The 24177-nt window shown below is 59.9% G+C and carries 20 protein-coding genes and 2 tRNA genes; 8 read left to right on the top strand and 14 right to left on the bottom strand.

The window, feature by feature from the left end; translation table 11 throughout:
* Positions 1 to 38 precede the first annotated feature (38 nt).
* The 10 genes from DDIC_RS06080 to DDIC_RS06125 form a co-directional block, all read right to left on the bottom strand.
* Positions 39 to 986 carry a ribose-phosphate diphosphokinase gene (locus DDIC_RS06080; RefSeq protein ID WP_136399616.1) on the bottom strand — a complete coding sequence of 316 codons (948 nt, stop codon included), beginning with the start codon at positions 984 to 986 and terminating at the stop codon, positions 39 to 41.
* Positions 987 to 1132: 146 nt separating this feature from the next.
* A tRNA-Gln gene (locus tag DDIC_RS06085) sits at positions 1133 to 1207 on the bottom strand.
* A gap of 3 nt (positions 1208 to 1210) precedes the next feature.
* Complete coding sequence (ispE, locus tag DDIC_RS06090; protein ID WP_136399617.1) at positions 1211 to 2092, bottom strand: 4-(cytidine 5'-diphospho)-2-C-methyl-D-erythritol kinase; 882 nt, start codon at positions 2090 to 2092, stop codon at positions 1211 to 1213.
* 24 nt (positions 2093 to 2116) lie between these two features.
* Positions 2117 to 2650 (bottom strand): ATP-dependent protease subunit HslV, encoded by a 534-nt coding sequence (hslV, locus tag DDIC_RS06095; RefSeq protein ID WP_136401040.1) that lies wholly within the window; start codon positions 2648 to 2650, stop codon positions 2117 to 2119.
* A 4-nt stretch (positions 2651 to 2654) separates the two neighbouring features.
* Entirely contained in the window at positions 2655 to 4064 is a 1410-nt protein-coding gene (locus DDIC_RS06100) for a beta-barrel assembly-enhancing protease (protein ID WP_136399618.1), read from the bottom strand.
* Positions 4065 to 4123: 59 nt separating this feature from the next.
* Complete coding sequence (gene cysS, locus DDIC_RS06105) at positions 4124 to 5575, bottom strand: cysteine--tRNA ligase (protein WP_136399619.1); 1452 nt, start codon at positions 5573 to 5575, stop codon at positions 4124 to 4126.
* 18 nt (positions 5576 to 5593) lie between these two features.
* A complete protein-coding gene (gene rpiB / locus DDIC_RS06110) occupies positions 5594 to 6028 on the bottom strand; it encodes a ribose 5-phosphate isomerase B (RefSeq protein ID WP_136399620.1) in 435 nt (144 codons plus the stop codon).
* A gap of 126 nt (positions 6029 to 6154) precedes the next feature.
* A complete protein-coding gene (locus tag DDIC_RS06115) occupies positions 6155 to 6940 on the bottom strand; it encodes an outer membrane lipoprotein LolB (RefSeq protein WP_136399621.1) in 786 nt (261 codons plus the stop codon).
* Positions 6937 to 8721 (bottom strand): tetratricopeptide repeat protein, encoded by a 1785-nt coding sequence (locus DDIC_RS06120; RefSeq protein ID WP_136399622.1) that lies wholly within the window; start codon positions 8719 to 8721, stop codon positions 6937 to 6939. The genes DDIC_RS06115 and DDIC_RS06120 overlap by 4 nt, the downstream gene beginning before the upstream one ends.
* 1 nt (position 8722) lies before the next feature.
* On the bottom strand, positions 8723 to 9985 hold the full coding sequence (locus DDIC_RS06125; protein WP_136399623.1) for a sigma-70 family RNA polymerase sigma factor: 1263 nt from the start codon (positions 9983 to 9985) through the stop codon (positions 8723 to 8725).
* Positions 9986 to 10283: 298 nt separating this feature from the next.
* Between DDIC_RS06125 and DDIC_RS06130 the strand changes: the two genes are divergently transcribed.
* The 6 genes from DDIC_RS06130 (at position 10284) to DDIC_RS06155 (ending at position 16710) form a co-directional block, all read left to right on the top strand.
* Entirely contained in the window at positions 10284 to 12680 is a 2397-nt protein-coding gene (locus tag DDIC_RS06130) for a homocysteine S-methyltransferase family protein (RefSeq protein ID WP_136399624.1), read from the top strand.
* Between the two features lie 49 nt (positions 12681 to 12729).
* Positions 12730 to 13194: a TlpA family protein disulfide reductase gene (locus DDIC_RS06135; RefSeq protein ID WP_136399625.1), complete on the top strand. Its 465-nt coding sequence runs from the start codon at positions 12730 to 12732 to the stop codon at positions 13192 to 13194.
* The gene (locus DDIC_RS06140) at positions 13194 to 13703 is read left to right on the top strand and encodes an N-acetyltransferase (RefSeq protein WP_136399626.1); all 510 of its coding nucleotides are present in this window, start codon (positions 13194 to 13196) and stop codon (positions 13701 to 13703) included. Before DDIC_RS06135 ends, DDIC_RS06140 begins: the two co-directional genes overlap by 1 nt.
* On the top strand, positions 13690 to 14238 hold the full coding sequence (gene hpt / locus DDIC_RS06145) for a hypoxanthine phosphoribosyltransferase (protein WP_136399627.1): 549 nt from the start codon (positions 13690 to 13692) through the stop codon (positions 14236 to 14238). Before DDIC_RS06140 ends, hpt begins: the two co-directional genes overlap by 14 nt.
* Positions 14239 to 14280: 42 nt before the next feature.
* Positions 14281 to 15000 (top strand): zinc-ribbon and DUF3426 domain-containing protein, encoded by a 720-nt coding sequence (locus tag DDIC_RS06150; RefSeq protein WP_136399628.1) that lies wholly within the window; start codon positions 14281 to 14283, stop codon positions 14998 to 15000.
* Positions 15001 to 15348: 348 nt separating this feature from the next.
* Complete coding sequence (locus DDIC_RS06155) at positions 15349 to 16710, top strand: amino acid permease (RefSeq protein ID WP_247647574.1); 1362 nt, start codon at positions 15349 to 15351, stop codon at positions 16708 to 16710.
* Between the two features lie 595 nt (positions 16711 to 17305).
* Here DDIC_RS06155 and DDIC_RS06160 read toward each other — a convergent pair.
* Positions 17306 to 17381 (bottom strand) — tRNA-Lys (locus tag DDIC_RS06160).
* A gap of 83 nt (positions 17382 to 17464) precedes the next feature.
* Between DDIC_RS06160 and DDIC_RS06165 the strand changes: the two genes are divergently transcribed.
* Complete coding sequence (locus tag DDIC_RS06165; RefSeq protein WP_247647575.1) at positions 17465 to 19396, top strand: protein-disulfide reductase DsbD family protein; 1932 nt, start codon at positions 17465 to 17467, stop codon at positions 19394 to 19396.
* Positions 19397 to 19564: 168 nt separating this feature from the next.
* Positions 19565 to 20041: a chemotaxis protein CheW gene (locus DDIC_RS06170; RefSeq protein WP_136399630.1), complete on the top strand. Its 477-nt coding sequence runs from the start codon at positions 19565 to 19567 to the stop codon at positions 20039 to 20041.
* A gap of 575 nt (positions 20042 to 20616) precedes the next feature.
* Here the strand turns inward: DDIC_RS06170 and DDIC_RS06175 are convergent.
* Genes DDIC_RS06175 through DDIC_RS06185 form a run of 3 tightly spaced genes read right to left on the bottom strand, consistent with a single transcriptional unit; the run spans position 20617 to position 24153 of the window.
* Entirely contained in the window at positions 20617 to 20847 is a 231-nt protein-coding gene (locus tag DDIC_RS06175; protein WP_136399631.1) for a hypothetical protein, read from the bottom strand.
* Positions 20848 to 20856: 9 nt separating this feature from the next.
* A complete protein-coding gene (locus DDIC_RS06180; RefSeq protein ID WP_136399632.1) occupies positions 20857 to 21474 on the bottom strand; it encodes a GDSL-type esterase/lipase family protein in 618 nt (205 codons plus the stop codon).
* A 3-nt stretch (positions 21475 to 21477) separates the two neighbouring features.
* Positions 21478 to 24153, bottom strand: a complete 2676-nt coding sequence (locus DDIC_RS06185; protein ID WP_136399633.1) for a TIGR03960 family B12-binding radical SAM protein — start codon at positions 24151 to 24153, stop codon at positions 21478 to 21480.
* Positions 24154 to 24177 lie beyond the last annotated feature (24 nt).

Raw genomic sequence — 24177 nt, forward strand, 5'->3', positions numbered from 1 at the left:
GGCAGATTTGGGTCTACACGCTTGCCGCCCTCAGCGGGCTACACAAACAACACGCTTACCGAAGAACCGGTATGAATGTTGTGAATGGTCTTGCCCAGAAGGGCAGCCACAGAGACAACTTCAAGCTTGGGACAGCGTTCGAGCTTGTCGCCCATGGGGATGGTGTCTGTGACAAATACCTGCGAGAGCGCCTCAGTGCTGTTGATGCGCTCAATGGCCGGACCGGACAGCACAGCGTGGGTGGCGCAGGCGACGATTTTGGTGGCGCCGTTTTTCAGCAGCACATCGGCGCCGGCGCACAAAGTGCCCGCAGTGTCGATCATGTCGTCAACCACAATGGCCAGTCGGCCTTTTACATCGCCGATAACGTGCATGGCCTGAGCCTGATTGGGCTTGTCGCGGCGCTTGTCCACAATGGCCAGGGGCGCGTTGAGCCTTTTGGCGTAGGCGCGGGCGCGTTCAACGCCGCCGGCGTCGGGCGAAACAATGACGATGTTGTCGTCGTGCAGCCGCCGCAGTGATTCAAGCATGACAGGCACGGCAAACAGGTTGTCCACAGGGCAGTCAAAGTAACCCTGAATCTGTCCGGCGTGCAGGTCAATGGTGACCACGCGCTCCGCACCGGCAACGCTGATAAAGTCTGCCACCATCTTGGCGCTGATGGGCGCACGGGGGCTGACCTTGCGGTCCTGGCGCGCATAGCCGTAGTACGGAATAACGGCTGTTATCCTGTCTGCGCTGGCCCTTTTGAGGGCGTCGAGCATAAGGCAGAGCTGCACCAGGTTGCGGTTGATCGTCGGCGGGCAGGTAGGCTGCACCACAAAGACGTCATCACCGCGAACATTGTCGCCTATTTCAATCCGCAACTCGCCGTCGCTGAACGTGGTAGCCAGCGTGGGCGTGAGCTGACAGCCCAGATGGTTGCAGATGGCCTTGGCCAGATCCGGATTGGAAGACCCGGTGACGATCTTGAGATCGCTGTACATGAACCGTCCTGCCTTGCGCGCCAACGTGCACTTACGGTTATATATCCTTGCTGCCGTCGCCGGAAGAAAGGCGGCGCATTATTGCCAGGCCGCCGAAAGCCGACGGAAGACGCGTGATAGCGCCCAAAGCGCTGAGCAGCAGTGCATGGCTGGGATGGAAGGGTTCGAACCTTCGAATGACGGAGCCAAAACCCGTTGCCTTACCACTTGGCTACATCCCAGTATTACAGCACATGCGCGTATACGCGCCTGTTCTCTCCCTGCAGCATGGCAGCCGCCGCCTGCGATTCCACATGAAATTCGCGCGCGAAAAGCGCCACAATGCCTGAGCCGCTGCCACTCATGGCCACGGCCCCAGCCCCAAGGCGCAGCAAGTTCGCCTTGATTTCTGCAAGTTGCGGATGGCGTGAAAACACAACGGCCTCAAGGTCATTGTGCATGTCCAAAGCTGTCCGCACCCCGGAGAGAAAAGTTCCATTAGCCTTGCTTTGCGGCTTTGTCAAGCAATTTTGCCCGGGAATAGTGTTTGAAGCCTGCATGGCGGCGTCATAATCAGCATATGCCTGCGGGGTTGAAGCGTGAATGTCAGGACATACCAGAACAAGGTGCATGCCTGCAAGCTCATCCTGCGCATACGGTTCAATAATTTCACCAATTCCACGTACGCGACAGGGCGCGTTTTTAAGAAAAAACGGCGTGTCCGCGCCCACGCTGAGGGCGACCTTGGCCAGCGCGGCCTCATCAAGGGGGTGCGGCAGCCTGCCGTTGAGCCAGCGCAGCAGGGCCGCCGCATCGCTGCTGCCGCCGCCAAGACCGGCCCCTGTGGGTATGCCCTTGTTGAGCCTGACCTCAAGACCGGGCAGCCCCGGTACGCGATCGGCCAGCGCTTTGTATGATCTGGTCAGGGTGTTGCGCGCAAGGTCTATGCCCGGCGTGTCGCAGTGCACCACAAGCCCCGCGGGGCCGCCTGTCTCCCTGATATGCAGCCTGTCGCAGGGCCGGGGCAGGGGCCAGAAGAGCGAATCAAGCTCATGATAGCCGTTTGCGCGCACGCCCGTGATGCGCAAGCCGAGGTTAACCTTGCACCCTGCAACAACTACGCTCATGTGGTTTGTCCTGTCGAAGCAACGTTACAGGGTTTCAACAGTCAGGTTGCCGTTGGTGTACACGCAGATTTCGGAAGCAATGCGCATGGCCTCGCGGGCGATGGTCTCCGCGTCCATGTCGCTGTGCCGCGTGAGGGCGCGGGCCGCCGCAAGGGCGTAGGGGCCGCCGCTGCCAATGGCCGCCACATCGTCGTCTGGCTCGATGACGTCGCCCGTGCCCGACAGAACAAGTATGTGCTCGCTGTCGGCAAGCAGCAGCATGGCCTCGAGCTTGCGCAGATACTTGTCCTTGCGCCACTCCTTGGTCATTTCGACAGCGGCGCGGACCATGTTGCCGCGCAGCTCCTTGAGCTTGGCTTCAAACAGCTCAAAAAGCGTAAATGCGTCGGCTGTGGCCCCGGCAAAACCTGCCAGAATCTTGCCGTCATACAGCCGCCGCACCTTTTGCGCGCCGTGCTTCATGATCATGTTCTGGCCAAGGGTCACCTGTCCGTCGCCCGCAATGGCCACGCGGCCGTCTTTGCGCACGGCCAGTATGGTTGTGGCATGTGTGTCCATCATATCAGTTCTTTTCCCATATTTCCTTGCGCTCTTTGTAGGCGGCTTCGAGCCGCTGAAAAGGCCGCTGGTCGGCTGATCTGCCCGCAAGCGACTTGGCCTGGTTAAAGTAGCGCTCGGCCTGTTTTTTGTTGTTGGAATACAGGGCGCTGTATGCCATGTGGATGTAAGCTCCGGCGGTGTCGCCGGTTTTGCCGAGCGAGCGGGCATAGGCCTCGTGCACTTCGGCGTCTTCAGGCACATAGCGCAGCACTTCCTGGTAGTATTGCGCTGCCTGGGCCTGCCTGCCGGTTTCGTCCAGCATGCGGGCGTAGAAAAACGAGGCCATGTAGTCGCGCGAGTCAAGGCGCATGGCCTGACGCAGCAGTCCGTCGGCCCGGTTCATGTCTCCCTTGCGATAATGGAAGGCCCCTGCCTCGCGCAGCACAAGGGGGTCGTTGGGCGAAGCGGCAAGGGCCTCGTCAAAGGCCTTGTTGGCCTCGCTGACCCGGTTGATGCGGGCCAGCACAATGCCCCGCCCCATGCACGAGAGGCCGTCCTTGCCCGAAAAACGCTGCTGGGCCGCCTGCTCGTCGCCATAGCGGGCCCACAGCAGGGTCTTGACGCGGACAAAGCGCTTGTTGTCCTGCGTGCGGCCCTGTACGGCCTTGCCCATGCCCTGTATGCGGGCCTGCAGGCCGTTGATGCGGTCGCCGATGGCAGGGTGGGTAGAAAGATATGTGGGCACGCTGGAGCCGCTCATCCAGCTTTTCTGGCGCAGAACCTTAAAGCCGTCCACCATGCCCTGCGGGGGATAGCCCGCAGCCACAAGATATTGCAGGCCTATCTGGTCGGCTTCGGTTTCGTCCATACGGCTGTAGTTGAGCATGGCCGACTGACCGGCTCCCAGAGCGCCCACGGCCAGCGCGCCGCCGCCCGAGCCGCCCACGGCAACGCCAGCAATGGCCAGCAGCAGCGAGCCGACAGTTACAAACTGCGCCCGTTCAAGTCGAGTGGCCACATGGTGCTGGGTCACGTGCGCCAGTTCGTGCGCCAGAACACCGGCAAGATCTTCTTCCTTGTCCAGATTCATGATCAGGCCGGTAAAAACATACACATAGCCGCCGGGCACGGCAAAGGCGTTGAGCGAATTGTGCAGAACCACCGCCGCCTTGAAGGTAAACGGCTGCGGCGGGATGGTCTTGACCAGCCGTTGCACGATCTGGTTGACGTACTGGCTCACTTCAGGGTCTTCAACAATACCCATGTTGGAGCGGATCATTACGTCAAACTTGTGCCCCATCTCCTTTTCGTCCTTGATGGTGACGCCGCCGAAAAAGAAGGCCTGGGCTGGCGCCGCCACAAGCTGGGCCGACAGAAACGACAGGATGATCAACAGCGCCATAACGCGGCGCACGGCAACACGTTGCAACATGTATTCCTCGCTGGGCCGCGAAAAAAACGCCCGCGCCGAAAACCGACGCGGGCAGCGGCTTATTCCAGATCCCAGACCTGACCTTCGGGGGTGTCGCGTACGCTGACGCCAAGGTCGGTAATTTCCTGCCGCAGCGAGTCCGAGCGGGCAAAATCCTTGCTGGCTCGGGCTTCGTGCCGTGCAAGCATAAGCTGTTCCACGCGGGCTACGTCAATGCTTTTGCGGCGGGCGCGCTGGCCGCGCAGGTCGGCCAGAAAAACCTGCGGGTCCTGGCCAAACAGGCCAAGGCGCTCATTCCATCCCCGCGCGCGCGCAAGAAACTGCTGCAACAGGTCGCGTCCGGCTTCGCCAGCGCGCAGTCCCTTGTCTTCAAGCAGGCGGTTGACCAGGCGCACCTGAGCAAATACCTGCCCCAGGGCCTGGGCGGTGTTGACGTCGTCCTCAAGGGCGGCGTCAAAAGCCTTGGGCAGAGATGCCCACTCATCGGCCATTTCGGGGGGCAGGGGGGTCTTTTTCCACTTGTCGCGGGCAAGGGCCTTGCCCGCCTCAAGCAGGGCCGTATAGACGCGGTGCTGGGCTTTTTCCGCCTCGTCCATGCTGTCGGCGGTAAAGTCGATGGGGCTGCGGTAGTGCTTGCCCAGCAGGAAAAAGCGCAGGGTTTCGGGCAGATAGTTTTCGAGAATATCGCGTATGGTCTTAAAGTTGCCCAACGACTTGGACATCTTTTCGGCGTTTACCTGCACAAATCCGTTGTGCACCCAGTAGCGGGCCAGCGAACAGGCGCAGGCCGCCTCTGACTGGGCAATTTCGTTCTCATGATGCGGAAAGATAAGATCCTGCCCGCCGCCATGGATATCCAGGGGCAGATAGGGCTGGCTCATGGCCGAGCATTCGATATGCCAGCCGGGTCGGCCCTTGCCCCAGGGGCTTTCCCAAAAAGGTTCGCCGGGTTTGGCCGCCTTCCAGAGGGCAAAGTCGAGGGGGTCTTCCTTTTCCTCGCCGGGTGCAACGCGCGCTCCCGACAGCAGATCGTCAAGGCTGCGGCCCGAGAGCTTGCCGTAAGGCTCGTATGCCCGCACCCTGAAATACACGTCGCCCGAAGGCGTGGGGTAGGCCTTGCCCTCTTCCACAAGGCGGGCGCACAGGGCCTGAATCTGCGGGATATATTCGGTGGCGCGTGGCTCGTCGTCGGCCCGCAGCACGCCGAGGCGGTCCATATCTTCGTGAAAGGCGGTTATGTAGGTCTGGGCGACCTCGCGCCAGTCGCGGCCTTCCTTGTTGGCCCGGTTGATGATTTTGTCGTCCACATCGGTAAAGTTGCGGACAAAGCGCACCTCAAGGCCCATGTGCCGCAGCTGCCGCACCAGCACGTCAAAGACAAGGGCGGAACGGGCATGCCCGATATGACAAAGATCATAGGCCGTGATGCCGCAAACATACATGTTTGCCTTGCCCGCGTGCACGGGGACGAATTCTTCCTTTTTGCGGCCCAGGGTATTGTAGATCAGCATGTATATCCCTTACCCGGCCTAGCCGGGAAGATTGATCAGATCAATGCGGCGCTGATGCCTGCCGCCCTCAAACGTTCCTTCCAGAAAAGCCTCGACAATGGCCTGGGCCAGTTCGACGCCGATGATGCGCGCGCCAAGGCAAAGCACATTGGCGTTGTTGTGCTGGCGCGAGAGTCGCGCCTGCAGCTCGGTGCTGCACAGGGCCGCGCGGATGCCGGGGTGGCGGTTGGCGGTAATGGAAATGCCTATGCCCGTGCCGCAGATAAGAATACCCGTGCCCTGTTCCTTTTCAACCTCGGCGCACAGCTTGTGCGCCAGCACGGGGTAGTCGCAGCTTTCGGTGGAGTGGGTGCCGTCGTCCACCACGTTGACGCCCTTTTGGGCGAGAAACTGCACGAGGTGATCTTTTAGCGCGTAGCCTGCGTGGTCTGAGGCGATGTGGATGGTTTGCATGTCTGCTCCTGCAAAGTTGCGGGCGGTGCGCCCGGACTGGCCGGACGCACCGCGTAATGGCTGTAGATACAGACCGCCCGTATGCTGCAAGCGCCAAAAAATCAGCGCTGCGCCAGCAGGGAGCGGCTATTGCTGCTGCTTGAACTTGGCAAGAGGCAGCAGGGGTGCGTCTTCCGGAAGGGGTAAGGCCATCTGCTCTTTTGTAAAGGGCTGGGAGGGCTTTTCTCTTTCCTTGATAAGTACAATTGCGCGTTTGCCGTTGCTGTGGGCGAGGTTCAGACGGCGGGGCAGCGGTACGGCATCGTCGGAGTACTGGATTTCCATGCTCCAGCCCTTGCCGTTGGGTTGTTCCTGCCACTCGACGGGCAGACCCTGCTCGTTGAGGGTCAGGCGGCCTCCCGGCTGTCCCTCGAGGTCGTACACGGCCTTGCCGTCGGTAGAAAAGGCGGTTTTACCAAACTGTTTGCCAAATACCGCCGCGTACCTGCCGTTGAGCAGGTCGGCCAGGTGCACGAGGTTGAAGGGAACCGGCACGCCAACCTGCAGCAGGGGCTTGGTTGCTCCCTGATAAAAGTAGGCCTTGTTTTCGCTGGGGCTGTAAACAAGAAAATGCTGGCCGTCCTCAAGAATTTTGGCAACCGTGGTGCCCACGCCGGCCATGACGTCAAGGCGCAGCTGGCGCTGGCTGTTGCCCCAGAACAGCGCAGTGACGCGGCGCGTGTCGCCCTCAGTGCCAAAGCGCAGGCTCATCTGCAGGCGGTAGGGATCGGCTTTTTCAACAGCGCCTATGGCGGCGAATTTTTGCCAGCGTTGTTCGAGCGCCACGCGGTTTTCAGGCGTGGTTTCCAGCACAGGCTGACGGGCGCATGCGCAAAGCAGCGCCAGGCAGCAGAAAATAACGAGTTTTTTCATAGGTGTGAAAGCCGCTGCCGCAATGCTTCCGCATTGTCGGGTTTGAGTTCCATGGCCTTTTGATAGGCGGCGCGGGCTTCGTCCTTAAGACCGGCACGCGCGGCGATATCGCCATAATGCTCCCATATGGAGGCATCCGTATGCTCGTCCAGCGTAACGGCGCGGCGGATTTCCTTCAGAGCGTCGTCAATTTTTCCGGCCTTGAAATAGGCCCAGGCCAGAGAATCCACAATGTAGGACTGGTTGGGCGCAATTTCGTCCGCCCGGACAAGCAGCGTCAGGGCGCGGTCAAGATCGCGGTTTTCCTCGGCAAGGGTGTAGCCCACGTAGTTGAGGGCCTGATAGTTGTCGGGGTGTTTGGTTATGAGCTGCTCCATGGTCTTGAGGGCGGCTTTTTTGTCGCCGGTCTCATCCTGCAGGGAGCCAAGCAAAAAAGATACATCGGCATTGTCGGGCCAGCGTTTTGCTGCGTCCAGGGCAACCTGCAGGGCCTGCGTCATCTGCTTTTGCCGCGCCAGCAGCCGCACTTCAACTTCCACCAGCTCGGAGGAGTCCGGGTTGGTGCTTATGGCCTTGCGTACAGCGGCGAGCGCCTCGGCGTCGCGCCCGGCCTCGGCCAGCAGCTGCGTGCGCAGCAGCTCGCCGCGTACAGCCGCCTTGCTGGACGGAGGTATTTTGTCCAGCCACGAAAAAGCCAGGTCAAGGTCGCGGCGCTGGTCGTAGGCCAGCTCGGCCAGCAGCAGATAAACGTCCAAAGGCGCGTCGCCCTGGGCCACAATCTGTTTGAGCAGGCTCTCCGCCTGCAGAAAGTGGCGCGAATCCATAAACATGCTGGCGACAGTGAGCCTGAAGGGCGTGCTGTCCGGCCCCTGCTGCATGTATTTGAGCGCCTTTTCAGGCTGGCCCATGCGCAACGAAATGTTGATCAGCCGCAGCAGCACGTCCTGTGAAGAAAAGTGGAGCTTGAGCAGTTTTTCGTAGATGGCGCGCGCAGCCTTGAGGTCGGGCTTTTGCTCGTACACAAAGGCCAGCTCTGCCATGGCTTCCACAAAATCGGGCATGTCCTTGATGGCGCGCTGCAGATAGCTCACGGCCTCGTTGGGCCTGTCCATGCCGATGAGCGCCCGTGCGTGGTAGTAATCCACCAGCGGGGTGCGCTGTTTGCCGGTAACGCTGTTGAGCAGCCCCTCCGCCTCGGGATATTGCTTGCTTTTGACCAGCAGCAGAGCCAGCTCCATGCGGGCATCCACAGAATCGGGATGCTTTTTAAGGTATTCGCGCATGAGCTTGACGCCCAGTTCGGGGGAGCCCTTTTCCATAAGGGCTTCGGCGTACAGCAGGTTGAGCGATATGTCGTCGGGCCAGACGCTGAGCGCCTGCTCCATGACCGTCGCCGCGTGGGGCGACTTGCGGCTCAGCAGCCACACGCCGCCCTCGAGCCAGATGTTGACGGGCATGTGCGCCTTGGCCAGCAGCGGAGACGCCGCTGCAAGCGCGTTGTCGTCCTCATTGTTCATGGCCTCGGCAAAGACCAGAAATGCGTAGGTGTTGAGCGCATTGGGCGACAGCTCGGCTTCAACCGGGCGCAACGAAACGCCCTTGAGGTCGTGTTGCTGCGCCTTGGCTGTGGCGGGAGGCGCGGTTGATTCTGCCGCAGGAGCATCCGTGTTTTGGGACGCCTGGTGGCGTGCGCCCGAGCAGCCGCCGCACCCCAACAGAGAAAAAGACGTGGCGGCGGCAAGGGCCAGAGCGCACAACAGCGCAACGTGGTTACGTTTCATATCAGGATTGTATCCATGTGTCTGAAAAGTCCTTGATGTCCACAGCAAGATGCTGCCGGATTTTTTCCAGCAGTCTTGCCTCAAGCTGGCGGACGCGTTCCCGCGTGACGTTATACCGTTCGCCTATCTCGCGCAAGGTTACCGGCTCGTCCGTGAGCAGGCGGTTTTGCAGAATATACAGCTCTTTTTCGTTCAGTTTGGGCAGTATGGTCTTGAGGCGGCTGCGCACAAGACCGGCGATCTCGTTGCTGGCAAGCGTGTCTTCTATGCCGGGGCCGAGAGCGGGCAAAAAATCCATGCGGGTGGCCCCGCCCGCATCCTCGCCCACGGGCACGTTGAGCGACATGTCGGTGGAGGCGAGGCGCTGGTCCATCTCGTTGATCTGGTCTTCGGTAACGCCCAGCCGCTCGGAAAGCATGGCCGCATCAGGGTCAAAACCCTGTACCATGAGCTTTTGACGTTCGCGGTTGAGGTTGTAGAACAGCTTGCGCTGCACCTGGGTGGTGCCGATCTTGACCATGCGCCAGTTGTCCATGATGAACTTGAGAATATAGGCCTTGATCCAGAACGAGGCGTAATACGAAAACTTGATGCCCTTGTCGGGATCAAACTTGTTTACCGCGCGCATGAGCCCCACGTTGCCCTCCTGCACAAGGTCGAGCACGTTCTGCATCCAGCGGCGCTGAAAGTCCATGGCGATGCGCACCACAAGGCGCAGATGCGACGACACCAGCCTGAAGGCGGCGTCGGGGTCGTTGTGGTCGCGCACGCGCAGGGCAAGCTCATGCTCCTCGTCGGGTTTGAGCAGGGGAAAGCGGCTCACTTCGCGCAGGTAGAGGTGCAGGCTGTCGCGCGGGCCAACGGCGGGCAGGCGGGGAGTGGAGGGCGCAGGCAGGTCGTTCTGGCTGTCCTCTTCAATCGCGAGCGGGTCAAACTCATGGTCGACGGGGTCAAGGTCAAGATCGACATCCGTGGCGGAATCGGCCAGCGCCTCGTCGTCCTGATCTTCCACCGGCGAATCGACGGTTGTTTCCGTTACGTCGGAGGCTTCGACATCAAGAATATTGCGGGACGCAGATTTTTTTTCACCAGACCGGGGTCGGGGAGCTGCAGCCGCGACGCGAGAGCTTCCCGTGCCCACGGCGGTACGTTTGTCCGCCTTGGGAGCATCCAGAATTTCCACCTCTGGCGCGGAAATTTCAGACTTCGCCGGGGATTTGGCACGTCTCGTGCGTGGGGGAACTATCGGACTGTCTTTTTTCATGATATTTATGTCAGGTCATCGCAGCCTGTAACTGGCTGCAATGTTTGATGCTATAGTTTTGATTTGTTCTTTTCAACGTTTTTCAGTAGTAAAAGGCCTGCCGGTTTCCACGGCGCGGCTGAATTTTTTGACCCCGGCTGCGTGCTGCCCCGGTTTCGGCTTGCGCGTGCTGGCCTGCAAATATCTGCGCAGCCAGCGGCTGCAAACAACTGAAGCCCCACCATACAGGTAATGCAGGCGGAAGGCAAAGGTGCTCTTTCGCTTGCGGCAGGTGTGCTGGGAACACTGCGAGACGACGATGACATTCCGACAAGCCCTCGGCCTTGGCAGGCCTCTTTTGCTCGACGGCGCCATGGGAACCATGCTTCAGGCCTCGGGCATGCCCGCTGGCGCGACGCCCGAAGAATTCTGCATGGAAAACCCCGACACCCTGCGCGGTATCCATAAGGCATATCTGGACGCGGGCGTCGACCTGCTGACCTCGTGCACCTTTGGCGGCAACATCTACAAGCTGCCCAAGAGTCTGGATGTTTTTTCGTTTAACCGCCGTATGGTCGAAATTGCCCGGCAAGCCGCGTCGCAGGTGGGGCGGCCTGTCTTTGTGGCGGGCAATGTGGGCCCAACCGGCCATTTTGCCAAGCCTTTGGGGCCGGTGGAGCCGCGCGACCTTATCGCCGCCTTTGCCACGCAGATTCGTGGTCTTGTGGCCGGCGGGGCAGACCTCATCTTTATTGAAACGCAGTTTGACCTGGCCGAGGCCAGAGCCGCCGTCGCCGCTGCAAGGCAGGAGTGCGACCTGCCGGTCATGGTCTCCATGACTTTTGAACAGGGCGTGAGCCTTACCGGGTCGAGCCCCGCAATTTTTGCCGAAACCATGCAGAACATGGGCGTGGATGTGGTGGGCACCAACTGCAGCCTTGGGCCGGACCAGATGCAGCCCGTGGTGCAGGAGCTGCTGACCGCCTGTGAGTGCCCCGTGATGGCCGAGCCCAACGCGGGCCTGCCCGAGCTGCGCGACAATGTAACGGTGTTTCCTCTCGGGCCGGAAGACTTTGCGCAAAAGACCGCGCCGTTTGCCCACATGGGGGCGCGCGTGCTGGGCGGCTGCTGCGGCACGACCCCCGCGCATCTGGCCGCGCTGGCGCAAGCCCTGCGCGGTATGGAAAGCGTCGACCCGCCCAAGGTGACGCGCGCGGGCATCTGCCTGACCAACCGCTCGCAGATGGTGCGCATTGCCGCAGGGCAGCCGCTGACCATTATTGGCGAGCGCATCAACCCCACCGGCAAAAAGGCCCTTACCCAGGAGCTGCAGGCCGGGCTGTTTGATGTGGCCATGCAGCTGGCCGACGCGCAGGTGGACGCAGGCGCCACTGTGCTGGACGTGAACGTGGGCGCGCCGCTGGTGGATGAAACCCAGCTGCTGCCAGAACTGCTGCAACGTCTTGTGGCGCGGCTGCCCATGCCGTTTTCCATTGATTCGTCCAATGCGGAGGCCATTGCCAACGCCCTGCCGTACTGCCCGGGTTCTTTTTTGGTCAATTCCATCAGCGGCGAGGCTGGGCGCATGGAGATGCTCGGCCCTTTGTGCCGCGATTTTGGCGCGCCCTTTATTTTGCTGCCCCTGCAGGGGGCGCATCTGCCGGAAAAGGCCGCCGATCGCATCCGCACGGTGGAAAGCCTGATCGAAAAAGCCGAAGCCATGGGTATCTCGCGGCGGCTGATGATGGTGGATATTCTGGCTCTGGCGGTCTCCTCCAGCGCCAACAGCGCGTTGCAGTGCCTTGAAATGACGCGCTGGTGCGCCGCCAACGGCCTGCCCACAACGCTTGGGCTTTCAAATCTTTCTTTTGGTCTGCCAGCCCGCGAGCTGCTCAACGCCACATTTTTGTCGCTGGCGGCGGGAGCGGGGCTTACCTCGTGCATTGCCAACCCTTCCGCGCAGCGTCTGCGCGAGGCGGCCGACGCGCTCAAGGTGCTGTGCAACCACGACGCGCACGCCTCGTCGTTTATCGCCTCCTACTCTGGCTGGAAGCCCGGCGAGGGCTCGGTGCAGGTGCGGCAGGGCGCTGGCGCGGCGGCAAAAACCCTTGCCGAGGCCGTGCTCAACGGCGACAAGGAAAACGTGCTGCCCCTGCTTGATGCCGAGCTTGCCAAAGGCTCGGACCCGTTTATCCTGGTGCAGGAAACGCTTATCCCCGCCATTACCGAGGTGGGCGCGCGCTATGAGCGGCGCGAATACTTTTTGCCCCAGCTCATCCGCGCGGCGGAAACCATGCAGACGGCCTTTGCCCACCTTAAACCACTGCTTGAAGCCAGTCGCGGGGCCGAGGTACGCCCCGTGGTGGTGATGGCCACGGTGGAGGGCGATATTCACGACATCGGCAAAAATATTGTTTCGCTCTTGCTGGGCAACCACGGTTTTGACGTGGTGGACGCGGGCAAGGACGTTCCGGCCGAGGCCATTGTTGCTTGCGCACTCAAGCATAACGCGCGTATCGTCGGCCTGTCGGCGTTGATGACGACCACCATGGTTCGTATGGAAGACACCATCAAAATCGTCAGGGAGCGCGGACTGCCCATCAAGGTTATGGTGGGCGGCGCGGCCGTTACCCAGGCTTTTGCCGACGCCATCGGCGCGGATGCATATTGCGCTGACGCCGTAGGTGCGGTAAAGGCCGCCAAGCAGTTTGTGTAGCCGCGCCCTGCGTGGTCCGTGCTTCTACCCTTAAAACTTCGGGTGAATTATGAAGAAAGTCATCCTCGCCTTGTTGCTGTGCCTGGCTTTGCCGTGCTCTGCACTGGCGGCTTCGTCTGTTCCTACCCTCAATTTGGCCGGGCTTACCGACATGCTTGCCAAAAACAAGGGCAAGGTCGTCATGCTCAATTTTTTCGCCACATGGTGCCCTCCGTGCCGCGTTGAAATTCCCGAGCTTGTGAACGTGCGCAAAAAATATGCGGAGAAGGACGTCCTTATCGTGAGCCTTTCGCTTGACGAAGACGCCAAGGTTGTGCCCCCCTTTGTGGAAAAGATGAAGATGACCTACCCCGTCTTTATGGCCGACCGCGAGATCGCCAAGGCGTTCAAAATTTCGCAGATTCCGCACAATGCCTTTTACAGCAAGGACGGGCAGCTCATACTCTCCGAGCCTGGCATGGCCGATGCTGAAATGGTCGAAATGGTCTTTAAAAAGTTGCTGGAACAGAAATAATGGAAAGTACCCTTGTGGTGCGCAAAGCCCACATGGACGACGTCAAGTCCATGCATGGGCTTTTGCTGCAATGCGCCCAAAAAGGGCTCTTGCTGCCCCGTGCCCTGATCCATCTGTACGGGCATGTGCGCAATTTTATGGTTGCCGAGAACGCAGCGGGCGAGATTGTGGGCTGCTGCGCTCTGGCGCCGGTTTGGGAAGACCTTGCCGAAATATGCTCGCTTGTTGTACGCGACGACCTGCGCCGCATGGGCGCGGGCAGGGAGCTGGTAAACGCCTGTCTGGTGGAGTGCCGGGATCTGCACATCAAAAAAGTGTTTGCGCTTACATACCAGGAGGCTTTTTTTGCCCGCCTGGGGTTCAAGGTTGTGGACAAGAGCGTTTTGCCGCAAAAAATCTGGGCTGACTGCGTGCACTGCGCCAAGTACCCCAACTGCGATGAAACAGCTGTTTATTTTGAACTGGATTCCGCTGCACAGGAAGCAGGAGAAACACATGCCCAAGGCTAAAGAGATCAAGGTCAAAGAACTGAAACCGGTGTTTACGCCGGAACAGATAGCAGCCCGGATCCAGGATCTGGCCCGCGAGATTGACGCAGTCTACGGTGACGAACCGGTAGTGGCGGTATGCGTGCTCAAGGGCGGCTTTATGTTTTTTAGCGATTTGGTTCGGTCTTTGCATAACACGAAACTGGAGCTGGATTTTGTTCGCCTTTCCAGCTACGGCAAGGGATCCTCAAGCTCCAAGCATGTTATTTTCAGCAAGGATGTAGAGATTGACATTTGCGGCAAGCATGTGCTGATTATTGAGGATATAGTGGACAGCGGGCACAGCATGCGCTTTTTGCTGGGCCAGTTTGCGGCCCGCAAGGCCCGCAGCCTGCGCCTGGCAGCTCTGGTCGACAAGGACGAGCGCCGTGAAGTTGACGTTACGGTCGATTTTGCGGGCTTCAAGTTGAACCAGGGGTTCATTGTGGGCTATGGCCTGGACTACGCCGAGCGTTACCGTATGCTGCCCGGCGTGTTTGAAGTGATTCCCGAGTAGGCTTTTCCCGGCTCCGGCAGCCGGTAGGTTTGGAGTATTGGCATGGAAATAAAATGTCCCAGTTGCGCTAGCCGCTTTAATTTGCCGGATCAGCTTGCCAAGCCGGGCGTCAAGCTGCGGTGCTCGGTCTGCAAAACGGTTTTTGCCTACGAGCCAGAGGTCCCTCTGGCGGAGCAGGGCCCCCTGCCCGACATGCCCATAAAGAAAAAACTGCCGCTGGTTAAGCTGGCGCTGGTTTTTGTGCTTGTGCTGGCGTGCGCGGGCGGAGGCTGGTGGTACTACACCACAAAGGGCGCTGCCAAGCAGCAGAGCGAGCAGGACATAGCCAAGCAGGTCGAACTGCTTACCATGCGCAATGTGCGGCAGTACTATGTAGATAACGAAAAAGTGGGCAAGGTCTTTGTTATCGAGGGCAGGGTGGTCAACGAATTTCCGCAGCCAAAGGAACTCATAACCATCGAAGCCGCCATTTACGACAAGGATAAAAAAGCGCTGGCCGTTAAAAAACAGCTGGGCGGCGTGCAGCTTTCACTTTTTCAGCTTCAGGTGCTGAGTGAAAAGGAGATGGAATCCTTCCTCAACAACAAGGTAGAGATCCTTTCCAACAACACCAACGTGCCGCGCGGGGGCGAGGTGCCCTTTATGGTGCTTTTTTACTCCCCGCCCGAAGGTGTGGCTGAATTTGGCGTACGGATAATTGATGCCAGGGATGTGTCCGAACAGGCTGCGTCTGCGGCTGGCGGGTCCGAACAATCCAAGTAAACCAAGCGGCTCCCGGATGCTGGCGCCTGTGCGCGCCCTGCATCGGGGAGCCGTATTGCGTGCATTATCCAGATAACCGGCGGGGCAAGCCGGATCACCGCCGCGACAGCCATGGCGCGGGCGGAGTTTTGCGTCTGTTGATGGTCATGCCTGCTGCGACGCGGCTGGCGTGAAGATGGTTTTGTGGCGTTGGGGCAGCGACTGGTAGGGATACACCGCCCGTGACGCGCTAAGGATGGGGAGTAACCGGCCGCATACCGGGTATGGTGCAACAGGACCACTCTGGCGGGGGTAGTCGCAGCCAATTTTTTGCGAATGAAAAACAATACACAAGAATTAAAAAGAGCCTTGAAAAACAGGCATGTACAGCTCATTGCCTTGGGCGGGGCCATTGGTACGGGGCTTTTCCTCGGCTCGGCGGGCACCATCCAGATGGCTGGCCCGGCTGTTTTGCTGAGCTATTCCCTGGGCGGTTTTATCGCCTTTATGATCATGCGCCAGCTTGGCGAAATGATGGCTCAGGAGCCTGTTGCCGGGTCGTTCAGCAACCTTGCCCATAAATACTGGGGCGATTTTCCCGGTTTGCTGTCCGGCTGGAACTACTGGATACTCTACGTGCTTGTGGGCATGTCCGAGCTGTCGGCTGTGGCGGTGTATGTGCAGTACTGGTTTCCCACTATTCAGCCCTGGCAGACGACGGCATTTTTCTTCTTGCTGATTACGGGCGTCAATCTTTGTCATGTGAGCCTGTTTGGCGAGATGGAATTCTGGTTTGCCTCCATCAAGATTGTGGCCATTGTGTCCATGATTCTTCTGGGCACTTTTTTGCTGTTCAGCGGTCAGGCCGGGCCGGATGCCGCCGTCAGCAATCTGTGGGCGCACGGCGGCTTTTTGCCCCACGGCTGGGAGGGCGTGTTTACGGCGCTTGCGGTCGTGGCCTTTTCGTTTGGCGGGCTTGAGCTTGTGGGCATCGCCGCAGCGGAGACCGACAACCCGCGCGTGACCATCCCCAAGGCTATAAACCAGATCATCTACCGTATTCTTATTTTTTACATCGGCGCGCTGCTCGTGCTGCTGACCCTGCATCCCTGGAGCCAGCTTGGCGCGCCTGTGGACAAGAGCCACTGGGCCCAGGCCATGGTGGCCAGCCCCTTTGTGCAGATTTTTGACCTTATCGGCATCCCCTCCGCCGCGCATGTGCTCAACTTTGTGGTGCTTACAGCGGCGCTTTCGGTTTACAACGGCTGCGTTTACTGCAACAGCCGCATGCTCTACGGCCTTGCGCTTCAGGGCAACGCCCCCAAGGCTCTGGGCACTGTCAGCGCGCGCGGCGTACCGGTGTACGCGCTGCTGATTTCGTCGCTGGCCACGCTGATCTGCGTGCTCATCAACTACGCCATGCCCGGCAAGGCTCTGGGCCTGCTCATGTCGCTTGTGGTGGCCGCGCTGGTCATCAACTGGGCCATGATCAGCCTGACCCACCTCAAGTTTCGCGCGGCCATGGTGCGCGCGGGGGAACTAATCTACTTCAAGGCGTTTTGGTATCCCTTTACCAACTACCTTTGCCTCCTGGTCATGGCCATGGTGCTGATCGTGCTTGTGATGATCGGCGAAGGGTTGTCGGTGATGCTGGCGCCTATCTGGATTGCCTTTGTCTGGGTGGGCTACAAGCTGAAAAAGCAGTCCAAGCACCTGCCGCCCAGCGCATAGCGGCTTTGCCGCAAGCTTCAGCTCTTTTATCCGGTTCAGGCCCGTTTGCCCGCATGTTTAACTGCATGCGGGCAAACGGGCCTGACTGTTTGGGGGACGCGCAGGCTGCCAGCAACTTGCGCGCTGCCTGGCTTGGTCACCCCAGGACATGCAGACTAGCATTGTCTGTCCTCGGCACGCCCTTGCCATCGGATCTCCCGGCTTGACCGTCAGCGTCGTGGTTGAGCACGGTTTGGAATAATTCTTTTACGCACAAGCGGCGCTGTTGGCATCAGCAACAAAATGGCTGACAGCCCGTGACGGGTTGTGGGCAGCGATGCCCAGAGCGAACTCCTGCGCGTAAAGCCGATCTGCGCGGGCGTGACGAAATTTCAGGCCGCAGTTGCGGCGCGGGGGCAGGGAGAGGACGTGCTCAGGCAGCGATTGGTCAGGCAAAGATGAAAGGCGCAGATTTCACAAGTAAGGTGGACAAGTTACGGTAGTCTGGACTTGTTTTAGACGAGCGGCTATTGTCTTGGAACAGGTGAACGGCCATGGAAAAACGCAAAAAGACAATAAAAAAAGGTTCGCGGCTGAACCGCGAACCTGAATTTTCTGGTGGGCCATCAGGGACTCGAACCCCGAACCAACTGATTAAGAGTCAGCTGCTCTACCAATTGAGCTAATGACCCGCATTGCGTGAAGAGGTGTTTACGCTCAAGCGCCCCTGCCTGTCAAGCAATTTGAAAAAAATCAGCAAAAAAGAGATATCGCTTTGAAATATGACAAGTTGGTTGCAACGGCAATCGTCTTTGCCGACCTGCGCTGGCGTGTGCTGCGCGCAAGCCTGGTCGCGCTGATTGCCGCCCTGTTTATGTGCACCGGAGCGCGTGCGGAAAACCTGCACCCGCAGCTTGAAACAGCCCGCGACGGGCAGAATGTGATTGCGGCCCTGCACATTGCGATTCCCGCCGAGTTTCATGCCTACGGGCATGAACCAGGCGAGGCAGGCAGGCCTACCACTGTGGACCTGCTTTTGGAGGGCAGGCGCGTACTCCCTGTGTTTTACCCGGACGGGGCGGTGCAGCGGGATTATTACGACCCCTCGGCCACGGTAAACGTGTACGAAGGCGATGTGACCTTTTTTATCCCTCTGCCAGACAATGCGGCGGGCAAGCCCTTTACGGCCGAGCTGAGCATGCTTTTGTGCTCAAACCGCAAGTGCGTGCCGGTCAACGAAGAGGCGTCAGGCGTGATACCCGCCCCAGCCGGCACTGTAGGCGACATGCCCTGGGGGGCCCAGTGGCAGGCGCTGCGGCATAAACCCCCGGTTGATGCCGCAGCCGCGCAGAACGGCGACCCGCAGGACGAGCCAGGCAGCGACGATGCGGCCTCCGAGGCATGGGCTAAAGAAACGCAGACCTCCGAAGGGGCATGGGCAGATGAGAGCGCCCAAAAACTGCCGCCGCCCGACGGGTTTGACGTGCGCCTTACGCCGCGCTTTTTGGACGACTCCCTTGAAATTTCCGGCTTGGGCAAAGCCCTGCTGTTTGGCATCATTGCCGGGTTGCTGCTCAATGCCATGCCCTGCGTGCTGCCGGTGCTCACCTTCAAGGTCAGCGGCCTGCTGCTGGTGGGCGGGCGCGACGCCGCCGGGCTCAGGCGCTTCAGACAGCACAATTTGTGCTTTGCAGCGGGGGTGATGACGCTTTTCAGTGTTCTTGCCCTTGTGCTGGGGCTGGCCGACCTCATGTGGGGGCAGCTATACCAAAACCAGGCAGTGCTCATGGTAATGCTGCTGGTGGTCTTCCTTATGGGGTTGTCCACGCTTGGGGTGTTCAGCCTGCCGGTCATTGACCTCAAAACCGGGGCGAGCAGCAAAAATCCCTGTCTGCAGGCCTATTTTACCGGCCTTGTATCGACTTTTCTGGCCACTCCTTGCAGCGGCCCCCTGCTGGGCGGGGTGCTGGGCTGGGCTTTTACTCAGCCGCTGATCATTGTCATTGTGGTCTTTTGGGCTGTGGGGCTGGGCATGGCCCTTCCGTACATACTGTTTTGCCTTTGGCCCGACCTTGCGCGCATTCTGCCCAAGCCAGGCGCCTGGATGCACGTCTTTGAGCGCATTGTGGGCTTTATGCTTATGGGGACGGCTCTGTATCTGCTCTCTGTGCTGCCGGTCGAGCGGCACATGCAGGTGCTGACCGTGCTGCTGGTGCTCTCGCTGTGCGCCTGGCTGTGGGGCCAGTATTGCGGCATAACCGCGCCCCCGCTGCGGCGCAGGGTCATGAGCGTTTTGGGCGTGTGCCTTCTGGTGGCATCCGTTTTTTGGGTGCTGCGTCCGGTTGCGCCCCTGCCCCAGTGGCGTCAGTTTACGCCGGAGGCCTTTGAGGCCAACTTGGGCAAAAAGCCCATGCTGCTTGAATTTACTGCCAACTGGTGCCCCAACTGCAAATTTATGGAAGCCACCGTGCTGACAGATGAGCGCATGCGCAAACTGCAGGCACGCTATGGTATGGAACTGGTGCGCGTTGACCTTACCAATGCCAATGCATACGCAGTGCGTCTGCTCGATGCCCTGGGCAGCAAAAGCATCCCTCTCACAGCGCTTTTTTCCGCAGGTGAAGACGCCAACCAACCGCTCGTGTTGCGTGATGTGTACAGCGTCCGCACACTGGAGCAGGCCCTGAGCGAAGCGTATGAAAAATAATGCTCTTTTTTGCGGTATGCCCTATGGTTCTTTACTGCACTGCCGATATTGTCTAATGTGTGACCATACAGCAGTGCTTGAGAAGCAAATGAGAGTTTTGACCCTGCGGCGATACCCCGTTTGATTTTTGGCGCACGACTGCGGCCTACTTGCGACAAGGGAGCAGACATGGATCTGAGTCAGAAAAAACAGGAAGACGAACTTCTGCAACTGGTGACGTTCAGCATCGGTGAAGAAGAGTTCGGGGTGAATATCCTGAAGGTTCAGGAAATTATCCGCACCATGGAAATTACCAAGGTGCCCCGCGCTCCGGAATTTGTGGAAGGCGTCATCAATCTGCGCGGCAAGGTGATCCCGATCATTGATCTGCGTCGGCGCTTTGGTCTTGCCCCCAAGGGGCACGACAAAAACACGCGGATTATTGTCATTGAAATCAACAATATTATCGTGGGCTTTGTTGTGGATGCCGTTTCCGAGGTGCTGCGCATACCCGCGAGCACGGTCGAACCGCCGCCGCCAGTCGTGGCCGGGGTGGACTCGGACTACATCAGCGGCGTGGGCAAGTTGCAGGATCGCCTGCTTATCATGCTTGACCTTGATAAGCTGCTTTCTGGCGACGACATGGAGCTGTTGACGACCGTCTAGTCAGCAGTGCCTGCCTTGGCTTTGTCTGACCTGCTGCTTGATACGCAATGGCCAATGCCGGCATCGGGTATCTCTGATGTCGCGCGCAGAGCGCCGTTGCGGCAGCTTGAGCAGCAGGCGCGTCGCAAGACGGCTTGACAAGCAGACAGCTGAAGATGCCGTAAGATGCCAAAGGGTATTTACCAGACAGGCCGGGCTTTTGCCCGGCCTGTCTGCGTTTGAATCATGGCATGTCTTAAAAAGCCTGAATGCCCCCGGACAAGGTACGGTGAGCTGGAATACCAATGCAGTGTGCGCCGCTATCTGCTGGCAAACGCGTGCCAATGCGGATCTGACGGGCAGTATCGTCGGTCAGGACAGGGCAAGCGGCGCTGCCGCAGAGCTGGTATGAAGGCAGCACCGGGCGCCCGCCCGTCATGCTGGTTTTGGGCGCGCTACAGCTGCAGGGTAACGATTACGGCGGCAGCTGGGCATTTGCGGTACTGCAAAATATAAAAACAGGCGCGGCTTGTTGGCCACCTGGCCGTGCCGACTGCGCGCAAGCACATTTACGGCGAGCGGCCTTCAGGCATTGTCTATTTGTCCAGCGGGGCTTGCCGCACGCGGCGGCTGGAGCGCAAAAAAAGCTCTTCGACAATGGCCTTTTCATAATCCGGGGCAAGGGTCAGGTCTGCATGCAGGGCGCTGCAAAGCAGGCTCTCGAGCTGTTGGGTTTCTTCCCAGATTTCGAGCAGTTCATCGTCTGCCATGGTTTTGACACGTTCCGCAAAAGGCTGTTCGTCTATAAAGGGAATACAGGAACCCATTGTGTTCTCCTACGCTGTCCGCATAAAGGCACTTACGCATTGCTGCGCTAAAAGTATTTGCGCCATCAGGGCGCATCCCTGCGAACCAGGGTGCAGCCCGTCACTCAGGTCATTTGTATAGTCGGGGTTGTTTGCCAGCAGGGTATACACCTGGGCAAACGGTATGCCGCGCCTCTGGCATATGCGCCGCTGCAGGTCGACCAGCAGCGCAATGCGCGTGTTTGCCCGCGTTTCCGTCACTGGCGGCGGGCTGATAGCCAGAGTTGGCGCGACACTAGCCGCCTGGGCCAGCAGATTGTCAAACTGGTCGGCAATCCGCGTTGGGTCGGCAGCCACGCCACCTCCTGGGGCGGCCATGTCCACCACGCCAGTGCAAAACACAAGGCGCGGCTCCATGCCGGGTATAAGCCTGCTTTCCAGCTCAGACCGCCAGCGGGCGGCAATGGTCGCCGTACTGTGCCGCCGTGCGCCCAAGTTGTAAAACGTGGCGCGTGGTATGGAGCACAGGCCTGCCTCGTTCGCCAGCACGGCAAGCCTGCTGGCCCAGCCGCCGGGCATGAGCTGGTCGTTGACGCCCTGCGTCAGCGAATCTCCAAAAAAGAACCAGGCGGGTGTGGCATGCGGCATTGTTTACTCTGGATAGCTCTGGCCGTCTGCAAAAATCTGCGCTGTTTTGAGCAGGCCTATGCGTTGGCGCAGTGTTTCCGGCGTTCCCAATGTTTCAAGCACTGCCATGCAAAATACCAGCGGAGAGAGATAACCGTTACCCCAGTCCGCCACAAATGTCACGGCTTCAACAGCTCCCGTCTCGCTGTGCCGTGGCGACCAGCTGCGCAGCATCAGGCGTATGTCGGCAGTGCGCGGTCCCTTTTTGGTGTCGCGGGTGAACATGCGTTCCGGCAGTTCTGCAAAATCGGCAAAGCAGCGGGCTGCTGCGGCGGTTTCATCCTCTGTGGGCATGCGCAGGGTAAAGGCCTCGGCAACGGCCTGCTCGGTGCGGCGGCTTTTTTCGACCGGCTCCACCCGCATCACGTTCATGCCGGGGGGCAGCAGGGGCCTGAGGCGATCGGCCACTTCCTGCGGGGGCAAGGCCTTGTGCAGGGTAAGCGCAAACCATTCGGCCTGACTTTCTACCCCGACCGGCAGCGCGCGGCCAAACGAAAGCAGCGGCATGGGGTGAAAGCCCTGCGAAAATGCCAACGGCATGGCGGCGCGGCGCAACGCGCGGTCAAGTACCGCCTGCAATTCAAGCTGGCTCAGATAGGCGCTGCCCTGGGCCTTGCTGTGCCATACGCGGTACTGCGCCGCCTTGACGGTCAGCTCTGCCGTAATTTTGGGCGGGCGGCTGGTCTGGGGGCGGCACACGAGGCGGCCGTCAGCATCAAGCGTAGGCGCGTGAGCCGTCTGGTCGCGTTGCGGCAAGATAAGCCTGTTGCGGTGCAGGGGCTGGTCGGGGCCGTCATTTGCCGTGGGGGCGGAGGCGTGCTGCATGCGCGAGGGCGAGGCCTTGGTATCGCACGCGCCGCACTGGCGGCATGCGCCGTAGCGGCAGTCGTCGGTAATTTTTTCCGCCAGCGCCCGCTCTCGCTCGCGCAGCAAAAATTCTTCCGAGATGCCCGCTTCAAGGTGGCTCCAGGGCAGCGCAGCGCCCGGTTCGCGAGGGCCGGTGCAAGCGTCGGCGCTGATGCCGCATTCGTCGAGCGCTTCAAGCCAGGGCGGCAGCGAAAAATGCTCCATCCAGCTCGTAAACACCGCGCCCTTGCGGTAGGCCTTTTCCACCACGTCGGCCATACGGCGGTCAGCGCGGGACAGTATGCCCTCAAGGTGGCTCATGGCCGGTTCGTGCCAGCGCAGCTTGAGGAACTTTTGCCCTTTGAACTGCTGGCGCACAAGGTTGACGCGCCGCTGGATTTCATCCTGTCCGATCTGCGCAACCCACTGAAAGGGTGTAAAGGGCTTGGGCACAAAGGGAGAAAGGGCAGCGGTAACCTGCAGGCGGGGGCCGCCGCGTCCGGCGGCGTCGCGCACCTTTCGGCAGATGTCGGCAATGGCTATAAGGTCTGCGTCCGTCTCGGTGGGCAGCCCTATCATAAAATAGAGTTTTACCAGCCGCCAGCCGTGCTCGAGCAGTTTTTGGGCGTGCAGCAGCAGGCCCTCTTCGGTGACGCCCTTGTTGATAACATCGCGCAGACGCTGGCTGCCTGCCTCGGGGGCCAGTGTAACGCCCGTGCGGCGCAGGTCGGCCATGCGCTCGATGATTTCGTCGTCAATGGAGCCTACGCGCAGCGAGGGCAGCGAAAGGCTGATCTGCTCGCGGGCGCAGCGGTCGAGCACGCCGAAACTCAGAGTTTTGAGCGCCGAAAAATCACCAGTGCTCAGCGAAAGGAAGGAAATTTCGTCAAACCCCGTTTCGTTGAGGCATTTGCTCAGCAGCTCGTTGATATCCTCAAGCGAGCGCTCGCGCGCCGGGCGGTAAACCATGCCCGCATGGCAAAAACGGCAGCCGCGCGTGCAGCCTCGGGCAATCTCGAGCGAAAGCCGGTTGTGCACCGCACCGACGGGCACAACCTGCCGGGTAGGGTAGGCGGCGTTGTTGAGGTCGGCCACAATACGGCGGGAGGGGCGCTGATAGTCGTCGCGCAGCGGCTTGAGCGGAAAAACCGGCTCGCCCCAGGCGGTTGTTTCCTGCTTGAAAAGCGAGGGCACGTACACGCCGGGAATAGTGCGCGACTGCAGCAGCATTTCGCTGCGGGTCCAGCCCTGGTCAAGGGCTGTCTCGAGCATGCGCAGCACGTCGGGCAGGCTTTCCTCGCCGTCGCCAAGCACCATGATGTCTATGAAGGGCGTCAGCGGTTCAGCGCTCAGCAGCGCGCCGCCGCCCGCGATGACCAGCGGGCATTCGGTCAGGCTTTGCGGCCTGTCTTCCATACGCAGGGGGATGCCCGCCAGATCGAGCATGTAGAGCACATTTGTGTAGCAAAGCTCGTGCGTGATGGAAAAGCTCAGGCAATGCATGCTGGCAAGGGGCGTGTCAGATTCCAGGGTGGCCAGCGGGGTGTTGTGGGCGCGCAGTATCTCGGCGGCCTCTTTTTCGGGCGCCATGACGCGTTCGGCCCACCAGTGAGGCACGCTGTTGACGATATTATACAGAATTTTTTGCCCAAGGTAGGACATGCCCACATCATAGGTATCAGGAAAGGCCAGAGCCACGCGCAGGCGCACATCCTCGAGGTTTTTACGGCAGGCGTTGTCCTCAATGCCCGCATAACGGCTTGGTTTGGGCAGTAGGGGCAGCAGGTGGCGCATGTCTATCCTTGTGTGGGTTGGAGA

Source organism: Desulfovibrio desulfuricans (assembly GCF_004801255.1).
GTDB lineage: Bacteria > Desulfobacterota > Desulfovibrionia > Desulfovibrionales > Desulfovibrionaceae > Desulfovibrio > Desulfovibrio desulfuricans_C.

What these genes read in the sequence shown, in the direction of transcription:
- DDIC_RS06135 (WP_136399625.1), top strand. Translation starts at nt 12,730, where the DNA reads ATGAAGAAAGTCATCCTCGCCTTGTTGCTGTGCCTGGCTTTGCCGTGC.
- DDIC_RS06130 (WP_136399624.1), top strand. Translation starts at nt 10,284, where the DNA reads ATGACATTCCGACAAGCCCTCGGCCTTGGCAGGCCTCTTTTGCTCGAC.
- DDIC_RS06175 (WP_136399631.1), bottom strand. Translation starts at nt 20,847, where the DNA reads ATGGGTTCCTGTATTCCCTTTATAGACGAACAGCCTTTTGCGGAACGT.
- DDIC_RS06100 (WP_136399618.1), bottom strand. Translation starts at nt 4,064, where the DNA reads ATGTTGCAACGTGTTGCCGTGCGCCGCGTTATGGCGCTGTTGATCATC.
- DDIC_RS06185 (WP_136399633.1), bottom strand. Translation starts at nt 24,153, where the DNA reads ATGCGCCACCTGCTGCCCCTACTGCCCAAACCAAGCCGTTATGCGGGC.
- DDIC_RS06125 (WP_136399623.1), bottom strand. Translation starts at nt 9,985, where the DNA reads ATGAAAAAAGACAGTCCGATAGTTCCCCCACGCACGAGACGTGCCAAA.
- hpt (WP_136399627.1), top strand. Translation starts at nt 13,690, where the DNA reads ATGCCCAAGGCTAAAGAGATCAAGGTCAAAGAACTGAAACCGGTGTTT.
- ispE (WP_136399617.1), bottom strand. Translation starts at nt 2,092, where the DNA reads ATGAGCGTAGTTGTTGCAGGGTGCAAGGTTAACCTCGGCTTGCGCATC.
- DDIC_RS06120 (WP_136399622.1), bottom strand. Translation starts at nt 8,721, where the DNA reads ATGAAACGTAACCACGTTGCGCTGTTGTGCGCTCTGGCCCTTGCCGCC.
- rpiB (WP_136399620.1), bottom strand. Translation starts at nt 6,028, where the DNA reads ATGCAAACCATCCACATCGCCTCAGACCACGCAGGCTACGCGCTAAAA.
- DDIC_RS06115 (WP_136399621.1), bottom strand. Translation starts at nt 6,940, where the DNA reads ATGAAAAAACTCGTTATTTTCTGCTGCCTGGCGCTGCTTTGCGCATGC.
- DDIC_RS06170 (WP_136399630.1), top strand. Translation starts at nt 19,565, where the DNA reads ATGGATCTGAGTCAGAAAAAACAGGAAGACGAACTTCTGCAACTGGTG.
- hslV (WP_136401040.1), bottom strand. Translation starts at nt 2,650, where the DNA reads ATGGACACACATGCCACAACCATACTGGCCGTGCGCAAAGACGGCCGC.
- cysS (WP_136399619.1), bottom strand. Translation starts at nt 5,575, where the DNA reads ATGCTGATCTACAATACCCTGGGCCGCAAAAAGGAAGAATTCGTCCCC.
- DDIC_RS06150 (WP_136399628.1), top strand. Translation starts at nt 14,281, where the DNA reads ATGGAAATAAAATGTCCCAGTTGCGCTAGCCGCTTTAATTTGCCGGAT.
- DDIC_RS06080 (WP_136399616.1), bottom strand. Translation starts at nt 986, where the DNA reads ATGTACAGCGATCTCAAGATCGTCACCGGGTCTTCCAATCCGGATCTG.
- DDIC_RS06140 (WP_136399626.1), top strand. Translation starts at nt 13,194, where the DNA reads ATGGAAAGTACCCTTGTGGTGCGCAAAGCCCACATGGACGACGTCAAG.
- DDIC_RS06180 (WP_136399632.1), bottom strand. Translation starts at nt 21,474, where the DNA reads ATGCCGCATGCCACACCCGCCTGGTTCTTTTTTGGAGATTCGCTGACG.